The organism is Campylobacter concisus (assembly GCF_902460715.1).
Lineage (GTDB): Bacteria > Campylobacterota > Campylobacteria > Campylobacterales > Campylobacteraceae > Campylobacter_A > Campylobacter_A concisus_AK.
The window spans coordinates 75,993-88,850 of sequence record NZ_CABPUX010000001.1; the positions used below are offsets into that span (position 1 = coordinate 75,993).

Annotated in this window: 10 protein-coding genes; 5 read left to right on the forward strand and 5 right to left on the reverse strand. The window is 39.1% G+C overall.

Annotated features, from left to right (window positions below):
* Positions 1-123: 123 nt before the first annotated feature.
* From F3G91_RS00355 to F3G91_RS00370, 4 genes are read left to right on the forward strand one after another with little or no spacing between them, the layout of a single operon-like run.
* Complete coding sequence (locus F3G91_RS00355; RefSeq protein WP_149700347.1) at positions 124-804, forward strand: NlpC/P60 family protein; 681 nt, start codon at positions 124-126, stop codon at positions 802-804.
* On the forward strand, positions 788-1,363 hold the full coding sequence (locus tag F3G91_RS00360) for a rhomboid family intramembrane serine protease (protein WP_149700348.1): 576 nt from the start codon (positions 788-790) through the stop codon (positions 1,361-1,363). Before F3G91_RS00355 ends, F3G91_RS00360 begins: the two co-directional genes overlap by 17 nt.
* Entirely contained in the window at positions 1,350-2,162 is an 813-nt protein-coding gene (locus F3G91_RS00365; protein ID WP_149700349.1) for a ferritin-like domain-containing protein, read from the forward strand. The genes F3G91_RS00360 and F3G91_RS00365 overlap by 14 nt, the downstream gene beginning before the upstream one ends.
* Positions 2,159-2,656 carry a SixA phosphatase family protein gene (locus tag F3G91_RS00370; protein ID WP_149700350.1) on the forward strand — a complete coding sequence of 166 codons (498 nt, stop codon included), beginning with the start codon at positions 2,159-2,161 and terminating at the stop codon, positions 2,654-2,656. Before F3G91_RS00365 ends, F3G91_RS00370 begins: the two co-directional genes overlap by 4 nt.
* Before the next feature lie 914 nt (positions 2,657-3,570).
* Here the strand turns inward: F3G91_RS00370 and F3G91_RS00375 are convergent.
* The 5 genes from F3G91_RS00375 to F3G91_RS00395 are packed head-to-tail and all read right to left on the reverse strand — an operon-like array spanning position 3,571 to position 10,624.
* Positions 3,571-4,059 (reverse strand): flagellar protein, encoded by a 489-nt coding sequence (locus F3G91_RS00375; RefSeq protein WP_149700351.1) that lies wholly within the window; start codon positions 4,057-4,059, stop codon positions 3,571-3,573.
* Between the two features lie 4 nt (positions 4,060-4,063).
* Complete coding sequence (locus F3G91_RS00380) at positions 4,064-5,410, reverse strand: TolC family protein (protein ID WP_149700352.1); 1,347 nt, start codon at positions 5,408-5,410, stop codon at positions 4,064-4,066.
* Position 5,411: 1 nt separating this feature from the next.
* On the reverse strand, positions 5,412-7,340 hold the full coding sequence (locus F3G91_RS00385) for a MacB family efflux pump subunit (RefSeq protein WP_149700353.1): 1,929 nt from the start codon (positions 7,338-7,340) through the stop codon (positions 5,412-5,414).
* Positions 7,341-8,537 (reverse strand): efflux RND transporter periplasmic adaptor subunit, encoded by a 1,197-nt coding sequence (locus tag F3G91_RS00390; protein WP_149700354.1) that lies wholly within the window; start codon positions 8,535-8,537, stop codon positions 7,341-7,343.
* Between the two features lie 53 nt (positions 8,538-8,590).
* Entirely contained in the window at positions 8,591-10,624 is a 2,034-nt protein-coding gene (locus F3G91_RS00395; protein WP_149700355.1) for an ATP-dependent helicase, read from the reverse strand.
* A 65-nt stretch (positions 10,625-10,689) separates the two neighbouring features.
* Between F3G91_RS00395 and pbpC the strand changes: the two genes are divergently transcribed.
* Entirely contained in the window at positions 10,690-12,858 is a 2,169-nt protein-coding gene (gene pbpC, locus F3G91_RS00400) for a penicillin-binding protein 1C (RefSeq protein ID WP_149700356.1), read from the forward strand.

Sequence of the window (12,858 nt, forward strand, 5' to 3'; positions counted from 1 at the left end):
GAAAATATATTTTTTGCCGATTATATTGTTTTTAAACTTAGAGTAAAGAAAACAGGGCGCTATTTTCGCTTTATTTACATTTAAGAGTTAAAATTACGAAAATTAATTATTTTGGATAAAAATATGTTAAGTTTAATAAATAAAAGAATATTTTTTGCACTTTGTATTGCGCTTTTTACAGGTTGTTCTTTCACCTCAAATGAGCCTAAAATCCCACAAAATGACTACAATCAAACCGCCTCTTCAAACAATGACTTTAGCAGGCAAACTTCAAGTGAGCTTTTAGACGAAGATGACGGCAGAGCTGATAAAGAATTTGGTTCATTTTTTAAAAAATACTTAAATACTAGAGCGGGGGGCGACTGCTCAGGCTTTGTATCTATCGTAAATGCAAAATATAAAAATATGTATTTTGATGAAAAAACCATCAATAACTACTACAGCAAGGGTGGCAGAAAGTCAAAAGCCATCTACAACTTCTATGAAAGCCAAAATTTGATCACTCATAAAAATCCAAAAAAAGGCGATCTCATCTTCTTTTCAAACACTCTTGGCAAAGGCATACAAAAAAATAAAGACAAGAAAAACGTCACTCACGTTGGCATCGTAACTGCCATACTTCCAGACGAGACGGTGAAATTTATCCACAACTCTGGCGGCAGGATCATCCACAGCTATATGAATTTAAAACAAAAAAACACGCATCTAAAGGGCGATAAAGAGATAAATAGCTACGTTGTAAGGTGCTCAAACGCTAGCTGCTTAGCAGCAAACAGATTTGCTGGATATGGCAAAGCTAAGTAGCCCAGCTACATTTGCGCTTATCCTTTTAAATTTAGTTGCATTTTTTACTTTCACATTTTTGCACTCGCGTGAGCTATGGCTTGCGCTTGGTTTAAACGTCTATTTTTTAGAAAAACTCTATATATTTCAGCCCCTCACATCTATCTTTATGCACGCAGGCACAGCTCACTTGCTCATGAATATGATCTTTTTATATCAAGTTGGCACGATAAGCGAGCTATATCTTGGCACGAAAAAATTTGTCATTTTTTATATCGTTGGCGGCGTTTTGACGCAAATTTTAAGCTTTATTTATATATATTTTGCATTTGAAAATGAGAAATTTATAAATTTAGTCGGTGCAAGCGGGGCTTTGTGTATGCTATTTGGCATGCTGGCGACCTCAGTGCTTTACTCAGACAAAAAGTCGTGGTTTGGCTACTTTGCCATAGTTGTTGCCATGAGCTTTTTGCCGCTACTTATGGGCATAAATGTCGCATGGTACGCGCACTTTATAGGCTGGACTGTCGGCTGTTTGTATGCTAAATTTTACTTAAAGAGAGCAGATGAGATTTTTTGATGAGATCTGGGACATTTTAAACGAAGGCGACGTGGGGCTTAAATTTTTAAAATTTGAGCTATTTTACGAGAAATTTAGATCAAATTTGGATATTTGTTTTGATGAAATTTCTGCGCCAAATGAGCTAACTACCCCATGTTACGCTAAATTTTGCGACGTCGTTAGTATGAAAGAGCTAAACAAAAAGGCAAAGCCAAAAGATAAAAACCTAAATTTCATCCACTCAGTCGCTCACATCGAATTTAGCGCCATTGACATCGCGCTTGATGCTTGTTATAGATTTAGAGGGCTGCCAAGAGAGTTTTACGAGGACTGGCTGGAGGTGGCTGAGGATGAGATCAGGCACTTTTGTATGATAGAAAATTTACTCACAAAGCAGGGCGGCAGATACGGCGAGCTAAGCGTGCATGATGGCCTATTTATCGCACTTCAAAAGACTTCAGATAGACTTACTAGCCGCATGGCGTTACTGCCAAGATATATGGAGGCAAACGGGCTTGATGCAAACGCTCACATTATCAAAAGGCTAGAAGCTGAGGGCGGGCAAGAAGAGCTTATAGAGTGCCTAAAAGTCATCTTAAAAGAGGAAGTCTCTCACGTTTATAAGGGAGATAAGTGGTTTAAATTTGCCTGCAAAAAAGAGGGCGTCGATGAGAAAAGCTACTTTGACATCATCTTAAATTTATATCCAAATTCATTTAAAAGCATCAGAGAGATCAACGAAAAGGACCGCTTAAAGGCAGGTTTTAGCGAGGAAGAGCTTAGCTGGATAAAGAATTTCTCAAAGGAGAGATCATGAGCAAAATTTATTTCATAAGGCACGCAAAAGCAGTTGATGAGAACAAAGACGGCGCAAAAGACGCTTCAAGAGAGCTTAGCCCAAAAGGAAAAGAGGACGCTAAATTTATGGCTAGCAGGCTAAAAATGTATGATGTGATGCCAAGAGCTATCTTTTCAAGTAGCGCTAAAAGAAGCGAGCAAACAGCAAAAATTATCGCCAAAACTTTAAAATTTAAAGAAAAATCCATAGAGATAAAAGATGAGCTTTACGACATAAGCTTTGAAGATCTTTTGGGGTTTGTAAGAAATTTAGATGAAAATTTAGATGAAATTTTCATCATCACGCACAATCCAAGTGTGACTGAAATTTGCGAATATCTAAGTGACTCGTCGATTGATAATATCCCAACTTCAGGCATTTTTTGCATAGAGTTTGAGTGTAAATTTAAAGAGCTAAAAGAGGGCAGTGCAAAAGCTTTGTTTTTTGACCATCCAAAGAAACATCAGAGATAAGTTTTAGAAAAAACGCAAATTCATTTATTGTGATTTGATAGGCACAAAGGATATCTACTTATTTAATTTTCAAATGCAAGTTTTGCTTTTGAACCAAAAAAAATTTCTACTCAAATTTTAAAATTTATTGCTCCAGTTTTGAAAATTTAACTATTCAAGTTCAAATTACCAAGCATAAAAGCAAATTTAAAATCAACCATAATTGCAATGCTAAAATATGACAAAAGGTAAAACGCAAAGTATTTTATATATTTTGTATTGAAAACTGTAATTTTCAAATTGTTATTTTAGTTTTCTTATTTTTTCTTTTAGATGAATTTAAATATTGATTTATAGGCTTATTTTGGATTTTATCTTTTGTGTGATCTAAATTTATCCATTAAATTTGGCGTAAAAATATTTGTAAGAAAATTAGTTAAATTTTACACTTTTCAAAAATTGTGAAATTTGCATCTATTTTATACGTAACTTAAAATTTGATCTACCCTATTTTGAAAATGTGAGCAAGAGCTATCTTTGGAGTTGTGGTTCTTGCTTTTAAATGCAGTGCACCGACCTTGCAAAAGCGATGAATAAATGTTAAGTATAACGCTCGCTCAAGCTGGCGTTTTTTGATGTAAATTTAATCCAAAGCGAGTGTTTTTTAAAAGCCGATAAGGCAATCTTATACGTGCTAAATTTAAGAGTAGCATAAAATAGAATAAATGCGTGATATTTGTTTTTGAGTGCCAAATATTGAAATTGCACGTTAAAATTTTGAGAAAGGAGTTAAATTTGCTATTAATAACTCTAAAACCAAAATTTGCGTTAAATTTTTAAAGTTGAGCGATCTTGCGTGTTAAATTTAAGAGCTTGCAGTTAAATTTACTATGAAAACACGCATAAAAACTATTTTTCAAGCTAAAGTGCGTGAGTTAAATTTTATCGTCAAAAAGCGTGCGGATATCTAGTGTGTAGTTTTTGGGCATAAAGATCGGTGAGTCTAAAATTTCAAGTACGCCATCATCAAATGAGAGAAATTCCACTACTCTTTTTGGCTTTCCGGCGGTTTTTATTCTCATATCAGCTAGGCGTACTACTTTTATGATCTGCATTTTATCTGCCGTCCATTCAGAAAAAGCTAGAAATTTAGAGTCGTCTGAAAATAAAAAACAAGCAGTTGCTCTCTCGCTAAGTAAAATTTGATGGGTGCTGCCATCTTTAACTAAATTTTGATCCACTGATGATGTTTTTTCGTGGTTTGAAAGCTTATTTTTTAAATTTATATAATGCTCGCTATTTGCAAAAAGCCTTAGCTCGCCAAGGGTTGGAGCGCCCATAGCGACCTCGCAACCTTCAAATTTAGCACTAAATTTGGCGTCTTTGCTGCATGCGTTTGCCTCGTAGTCCCAAGCCAAGCTCATAAATTTACCTATTAAATTTGCCTGCCATGGCTTTGTAGATATTTAGCTCGTCTTGTAAAAGCGTGTATTTTGCTTTTAGTAGCCCTATTTTGGCCTCTAGCTCGCTATTTTTAGCCTCTAAAAACTGCTTTAGCTCAACCTTTCCGTAAGAGTATTTTAGCTCGTAAATTTTTGAAATCTCCTCGTAGTTTTTTATCTGCTCTTGGTAGTTAGCAAGTAGTGCTTCGTCGTTTAGGTAGCCTTTGTAAAATGCGTCTATCTCGTTTAATGCGCTATTTAGAGTGCTTATGTAGTTTAGCTTTGCAAGCTCGAAATTTGCCTCGCTAACCTTTAAATTTGACTTTAGCTTGTGGTAGTTTAAAAATGGTAAATTCAAAGCGATGTTGCCATTTAGAAATTTAAGGCTAAAGGCTTCCTCTTTTTTGTCGGTGCTACTTTTGAGGCTAGCTCCTAGCGTGATGCTTGGATAAAACTCTTTTTGGCTCGCTTTGTAGTTTAAGATGCCCTCTTCTATGCGGTAAATGGCCGCTCTTAGGTCCGGGCGGTTTGCTATGGTGCTTGTTGGCACATCTAGATCAACGCCCACTCTTTTAACGGGACTTAGCGTGAGACCTTCAAATTTAAGCTCAAATTCTGGCCTCTCATTTAGCAAAATCCTAAGCGTTTTTTTAGCACTCACAAGCTCTTTTTTGGCACTTTCTATCTTATTTTGAGCGCTTAAGAGCTGCGAGTTTATCTGTTTTAGGCTTAGCGCCTCCTCTTTGCCAAGCTTAAATTTAAGCCCAACTATCTCATTTAGCTTGTTGTAAATTTCTAAAATTTGTTCATAAGTTTTGACGCTCTCGTTTAGATATAAAATTTGAAAATAAGCGTCTGCCACGGAGTTTATCACGCTTAGTTTACTAGCTTCCAGATCAAATTTAGTTGCCCTTGCCTCAAACATCGCTGCATCTTTGCTATTTGCTAGCTTTTGCCAAAGATCAAGCTCGTAGCTAAGCCCTATGCTTGAGCCAAAGCTTCCACTAGAAGCGCCGCCCTCTTTTATGTTTTTGCTACTTGTTGCCTCGATGCCAGCGTTAAAGCTTGGGATTAAATTTGCCTGCAAAACGCCAGCTTGAGCGAGCGCTTTATTTACATTTATCGCAGCTTTTGCAAGGTCGGTGTTGTTTTTAAGCGCAAGCGCTACAAGCTCATCAAGGTAGCTTTGCTCATACTGCTTCCACCAAGAAGTGTCTAAATTTAGCTCACGGCTGGCGTTATCTTCAAGTAAAATTTGCTTATAGTTTTCATCTATATTTTTAACAGCGCAACCGCTTAAAACGAGCACTAAAGCTAGGCTTAGAAATTTCATATTACTCCCTTGAAAGCGCATCTATTGGATTTAGTTTTGAGGCATTTTTAGCAGGCATGTAGCCAAAGATGATGCCAATCGCCATCGATGTGACAAGTGCAAGCACGATCGAGCCGTTTGAAAAGATCATGCTAAAGCCGTTTAAGAAGTTGTTAAAGATGTAGCCGATAGCGTAGGATAGGACGATGCCGATGGCTCCGCCGATAAGGCAAAGTAGCACCGCTTCTATCAAAAACTGCTGCAAGATGTTGCTCTGTCTGGCTCCGATTGCCATTTTGATACCGATCTCCTTGGTGCGCTCGGTGACTGAGACTAGCATGATGTTCATAACGCCTATGCCCCCAACTACGAGCGAAACGACGGCTATGCTTGAGATGAGAAGGCGCATTGTGGATATGGTCTCTTCGATCGTTTGCTTGATACTGTCAGAATTTCTTGTAAAAAAGTCCTTTTTGCCGTGCTTGATCTCTAAAAGCTCGCTTAGGCTCTTTTCGGCGATTTGCGCATTGACACCTTCATTTACTTTAGCTGTGATCGAGCTTATAAATTTATCCCCAGTGATCTTGTTTAGCACAGTCGTGTAAGGGGCGTAAATTTTAAGCGTGCTAGCATCGCCAATCTTAAAATCATCCTTTTGCAAAACGCCGATAATGCGAAGTGGCTTTTTGTTAAAAAGTATGATCTTGCCGATAGGATCATCATTTTTAAAGATACTATTTTTTGTGTTTTGATCGATTAGAGCGACTGAATCAGAGTTTAAAACCTCGTCTTCATCGTAAATTCTGCCCTCTTCTAGCTTTAGCCCATTTACGTCAAAGCTCCCTACTCCACCACCTTTTAGGCTCGCACTTAGCGAGATATTTTCATAGGTTAGCACGCCTGAAGTGCTTGTATTTGGCGTGACAGAGTCTAAAAAGGACTGCTTAGCAAGCATGTTTGCGTCGCTTATGGAGAGCGTTTTCACCTTGCCTGAGAGCATATCGCCAAAGCCTTTGCCTTGCATGATATCGATCGTGTTTGTGCCGATCTTTCTGATGCCAGCTAAAATTTGCTCCTGCGAGCCTTTGCCAAGGGCCACGACGCTAATGACTGCGGTTATGCCGATAATAATGCCAAGCATGGTTAAAAGCGACCTTAGTTTGTGAGCTAGCATCGCATTTACCGACATTTTAAAGCTCTCTATGAGCTGGTCTTTATAGTAGGTAAATTTGCTCTTTTCTGGCTGAGTTTGCTTTGTGGCCTCGTAAATTTTGCTATTTTTGACATTGTCACTTACGATGTTGCCATCTTTTATCTCGATCACACGGCTAGCATACTCGGCGATCTTTGGGTCATGCGTGACGATGATGATGGTGTGACCTTTTTTATAAAGATCAACTAAAATTTCCATCACTCTTAGACCACTTTTGCTATCAAGCGCGCCAGTTGGCTCGTCTGCTAAAATGATCTCGCCACCATTCATCAGCGCCCTTGCTATGGAGACCCTTTGCTGCTGTCCGCCTGAAAGTTTGTTTGGTAAATTTTTCGCTTTTTCGCTAAGACCAAGAGAGTCTAAAATTTCCATCCCTCTTTTCTCTCGCTCGCTCTTGTTTGCACCTGCGTAGATGCTTGGCAGCGCTACGTTTTCAAGGGCGTTCATCGTGCTAAGAAGGTTGTATCTTTGAAATATAAAGCCAAATTTATCCCTTCTAAGCTTGGCAAGGGCGTCGCTGTCAAATTTTGATATATCTTTGCCGTCCAGCAAATACTCTCCACCACTTGGGCTATCTAAGCAGCCAAGAATGTTCATCAGGGTTGATTTGCCAGAGCCAGACTGACCGATGATGGCTATAAACTCGCCCTTTTTTATCTCTAAATTTATGCCATGCAAGATCTCTATATCATTTTCGCCTAGCTTAAAGCTTTTGGTGATATTTTTTAGACTTATCACTTAAAACTTCTTATGTTCTTTTGCGATCATCTTGGCGATCTCGCTTGATGAGCCTTGAGATGTGATGATCTCGTCGCCTTCATTTATACCGCTAATTATCTGCGTATCGAGGTTATCTTTTATGCCAGTTTTGACCGATGTTTTTACGGGCTTGCCATCTTTTAGCACATAGACAAAAGTGCCGTTTTCATCTTTTTTGATGCCGATGCTTGGCACGATGATGGCGTCCTCAACATTTGCTATTAAAAGCTCGTTTTGCGTGGTCATGCCTATCCTTAAAATTCCATCTTTGTTATCAACGATACTTTGCGCGTAGTAATAGACCGCCGAGCTGCTGCTAGAGCTACTTGAGTATGAAGACTTACTGCTACTGCTTGAGCCGTAGCTGCCATCACTTAGTGTGGTGAGCCCTGGGTCGATCGAGCTAACAGTCGTTTGAAATTTCTTCGTTGGCTCAGAGAGGATCGAGTATTCAACTGGCGTGCCGACTTTTATCTTGGTGATGTCGCCCTCTGCTATTTGCATCTTCATCTTCACATGGCTAAGATCGGCGATATTTACGATAGTTGGCGTAGTTTGGTTGGCATTTACAGTTTGACCCTCTTCAACCTGCACGCTTACAACGGTGCCGTCCCTTGGTGCGGTGATCTTTGTATAGCCTAAATTTATCTTAGCAGTGCTTAGCTCGATATTTGTCTGCTTGATCTGCGCTTCAAGCTCCTTTATCTTTGCGCTGTTTGCGCTAAAAGTGTTTTTTGCGCTTTCAAATTCTTGCTTTGAAGTGGCATTTTTGGCAAAAAGTGCATTTTCTCTATCAAACTGCGTTTTTGCGATATTTAGAGCTACTTTTGCGCTTTCAAGCTGGGCTTTGTAGATAGCAAGCTGTGCCTCTTTATTGTCGATGCTATTTTGCTGGGTCGAACTATCGATACTTGCGATCATATCGCCCTTTTTTACCTGATCTCCAAGCTTAACGTAGAGCTTTTTTATCTGACCGCTCACCTGAGCTCCCACGTCGATTAGCTCTGTGGCGAAAATTTCTCCAGTCGCATCGACTTTTTTGCTAAATGAGCCCTTCTTTGCCTTTTTGGTGATAAACTCCACCTTTTCATCTTTTGCCTTAAAAAATTTATCGTAGGCAAAGTATCCACCGACGCCTAAAATAAGTAGGATTATTAAAATTTTAGATTTTTTCATCACTTCTCTTTGTAAAAAATTGGTAAATTCTACTCCGTAAGAGTAAATACTCTTTATGCTTCCTCTTGTGCCATGCCAGCCTCTATCAAAAACCTGCTTGGCTGATAAGTCACCTTCTTTATCTTGTCGTATTTTGCATAGCTTAGATATAGCTCGTCTTTAGCCCTTGTTACTGCTACGTAAAAGAGCCTTCTTTCTTCTTCTAAGCTGCCGCCCATGCTCATTAGCTTTAAATTTGGAAAGCGGTTTTGCGCGAGATCTACTATAAAAACTTGGTCAAACTCAAGCCCCTTGCTCGCATGCACGCTAAGCAAGCTAACGCCCTGCCCTTCGCTCATCTCGTTGCTGCCAAGGGCTAAGAAGTTATAAAATTTACTGATATCTTGATACTTTTTAGCTAGCTCGCTTAGCACCACGCTCTTTGCCATTATACGCTCTTTGACCTCTTCTTTGAGCGCTAGATCAACATTGCCATTTTTTAGAGTTGCCCTTTTTGTGCTGATGTTTTCGACGATTAACGAGTAAATTTTGCTAGTTTTTATCTCATTTATCATCGTGGCTGGCTTTGAGATATTTCTCATGCCTCTTAAAAAGTTGTAAATTTCATATAAAAACTGCGCCCCACTCTCGCTTAGCTTTTGTAGTTTTAGCACAGGGTGCCCTAGAAATTTATCGCTAAAGCCAAGCTTAGAAAACCTTGAAACCTCGGCAAATTCGTCAAGGTCGTCAAAAAGGCCTAGCTGGTAGTTTCGCCTTTTGTTTGATGAGATATTTACGCTCTCATCTGGCTCAACTATCCCTTTTATCAAATTTCCATGTCCAAGCTTAAGTAGTGCGTCAAAAATTTCCTTGCTAACTGCGCTGCCAACGCCTTTTGCGTATTCGCAGATGTGGATAAATGCCATTATATCTTTTGGATTGACATAAATTCCCATGATGTCGATGAGTGCTTTGATCTCACGGCTCTCAAAAAAGCTCACCCCGCCCTTTCGCTTTGAACCGATACCTCGCTCTTTTAGCGCGACCTCGATGCCGTCAGCTGATGAGTTATTTCTAAAAATTATGGCGATATTTTCTCTATTAAATGGCGAAAACGAGATGATATCGGCGATATTTTGATACTGATCAAAAAGCTCGTTATAGACAAGCAGCCTTGGCGGCTTGAAATTTCCCTCTCGGCTAACTGTGAGGTGCTTTTCATAAAGCCTTGGGTTGTTGTTTATCACCTTATTTGCGAGAGCTAGTATGCTTGAACTTGAGCGGTAATTTACATTTAAAGCGTAGATATTTGCGTTTGGGAAGCGATCTTTAAATGAGCCAATGATCTCGATATTTGCACCGTTAAATGCGTAGATGCTCTGGTCAAAATCGCCCACGCAAAAGAGGCTCTTTGTCTTAAATGCGTCTATGAGACTGCCTTGAAGCGTGTTTGTGTCTTGATACTCGTCGATCAAAATTTCATCATAAGCTAAATTTGCCCCCTTTTTTAGCTCATCACGCATTTTTATAAGAAGGTCGTTAAAGTCAGCGTAAGAAAATTTAGCCTTCTCAGCCTCAAACTCCTCTAGCACATCTTCATAAATTTCAGCATAAACGCCCTGCTCTTCGCTCTTATCGCTTATCCATTTGCCAAAAGTAGTGCCTTGCTCGCTGTTTTGAAATAACGAATAAAGATCGTATAGATATGCCCCGCCATAAGGTTTGACGTCGCTTAAGTGGTAAAATTTACGCCTCTCAACAAGACTTTTTAAAAGCGTCTTTAGCTCGCTTGGCTGCTTTAGCGTGACGCCTTTATCAAGGCTTTTTAAAAGCGAAAATGAGACCGAGTGGAAAGTGCCTGCGGTGATTTTGGAGGTGATTTGTTTGTCAAAATACCTATTTAAGCGCTCTATCATTTCGCTGGCTGCTTTGTTGGTAAATGTTAGAAGCAAAATTTTCTCTGGCTTTACGCCTAAATTTAAAAGATGAGCGATGCGAGCGACAATCGTGCTAGTCTTGCCAGTGCCAGCTGAAGCGATGATGAGATTGTGTCCAAATGGCGCAGTTGCGGCGGTGTATTGTTCTTTGTTTAACCTAGATAAGGGCATTGTTTCCTCTTTTTTAAAAAGGTCTAATTATAGCTACTTAAACTTTAACAGCTATAATCACGCCGATGAAAAAGTTTAAATTTATAAAATTTCTTGCCCTATTTTTGGCTCTAATGGTCGCTATTTTTTTGATACTTGATCAAATTTATCCACTAAATTTAGATGCACTCAAAAAAGACGAAGCCAAAATTTTGCTTGATAAAAATGGCGAGATCATAAATATGAAGCTTAGTAGCGATGGAATTTGGAGATTTCACGAGCAAAGCTTCCCAAACTCGCTAAAACAATGCGTCGTTCTCTTTGAGGATAGATACTTTTACTACCATTTTGGCGTAAATTTTGCCTCCATTTTTAGAGCATTTTTCCACAACCTAAGAAGTGACAACCGCATAGGGGCTAGCACTATCACGATGCAAGTAGCCAGGATGCTTGAGCCAAGTGATAGGAGCTATAAAAATAAGATAAGAGAAATTTTTAGAGCATTTCAGCTTGAACTTCACTTTAGCAAGGATGAAATTTTAAATTTATACCTAAATTTAGCCCCATATGGCGGCAATATCGAGGGAGCAAAGGCGGCAAGCTTCTTTTACTTTGGCAAAGAGCTAAATGAGCTTAGCTACGCTCAGGCCGCACTTTTAAGCACAATACCAAAAAATCCAAATAAAAATAGACTTGACCGCGTATCAAACATAAATGCCCTAAAAAACAGGGTCATAAAGATGCTTTATAAGGCAAATTTAATTGATCTTAGCGCATTTAAAAGAGCTCAAGCTGAGCCATTTAAAAATGTAAGGATAAGAGCTGTCGTAAATGCTAGCGACTACGCAAATGTCGCTTTTAAAAACCAAATTTCAAAGGCGAGCTTGGATCTAAATTTACAAAAAGATATGCTTAAAATTTTAAAAGACGCGATGTTTTCGCTAAAGGCTAAAAACGCAAATAACGCCGCAGCCGTGGTCATCGATAATAAAAAAATGAGCGTTGTTGCCTTTATCGGCTCTCACGATGAGCGCGCACGCGACGGCAAAAACTCAGCCCTAAATATGAAGCGAAACACCGGCAGCACGCTAAAGCCTTTTATCTACTCGCTAGCCCTTGATAGCGGGCTTATCACGCCAAGCTCACAGCTAATCGATACGCAAATTTATGTCAATGAATATGTGCCAAAGAACTTTAGTAACGACTTTTTGGGGCTTGTAAGCGCAAAAGATGCTCTAAATTTTAGCCTTAATATCCCAGTTATAAATTTAGACTTAAAGCTAAAAGACAACTCGCTTTATGAGCTGCTTGAAAAGGTAAATTTAGTTGATGAAAACAAGGAGTTTTATGGCTCTTCGATAGTTTTAGGTAGTGCTGAGATGAGCCTGCTTGATCTTGCGCATCTTTATACGATATACGCAAATAATGGCGTTTATAGGCCGCTTGAGTTTGCTGGCAAAAACTACAAAAATGAAGATAAAAACATAACCCTCATCTCGCCTCAAAGCGCCTATCTAACCGCTAAAATGATGAGCGAAGCTTCAAGGTCATATCTAAAAAATGCTTGGCAATACGCGCAAAACACGCCAAAGATCGCCTTTAAAACTGGTACTAGCGCAAACTCACGCGATCTTTACGCCATAGGTGTCAATGAAAACTACACGATTGCCGTTTGGGTGGGCAACTTTAACGCCGAAAAAACTGACAAGCTAACTGGGCTAAATGACGTTTCAAAGATCGTTTTTGATATGTTTAAGATCACGGCGCAAAGGCAAAATTTAGAGTTTATGAGCGAGCCAGAGGGCATCGAAAAAGTGCCAACCTGCCTTGATGCTTTTAGCTATGAAACATGCAAAAAAACGGCGCTTGATGATAGGATAGTTGGAGTTAAACTGCAAGATAAATGCGAGAGTTTAAGGGGCGAAGAGCTTGAGTTTTTGATAAAAAATGGCTTTTTAGACAAAGACGAGGTCAAAAATAGCCCTTGTGCTTCAGTTTTTAAGGATAAAAAGCCAGTTTTTGCCTATCCGTATGACGGCGAAGAGATCGTGACAGATGAAAATGTAACACAAATTATGCTAAAATGCTACGCGTTTTTAGGTGATGAAATTTACCTAAAAGTGGATGATTTGAACTTTTCTAAGATAGAAAATGCAAGTGAAAAAAGGCTAGATTTAACTCTTGGCGAGCACACTTTAAAGTGCCTTGATCAAAACTCAAATCAAAGTGAAATAACAATAAAACTAAGGAGATAA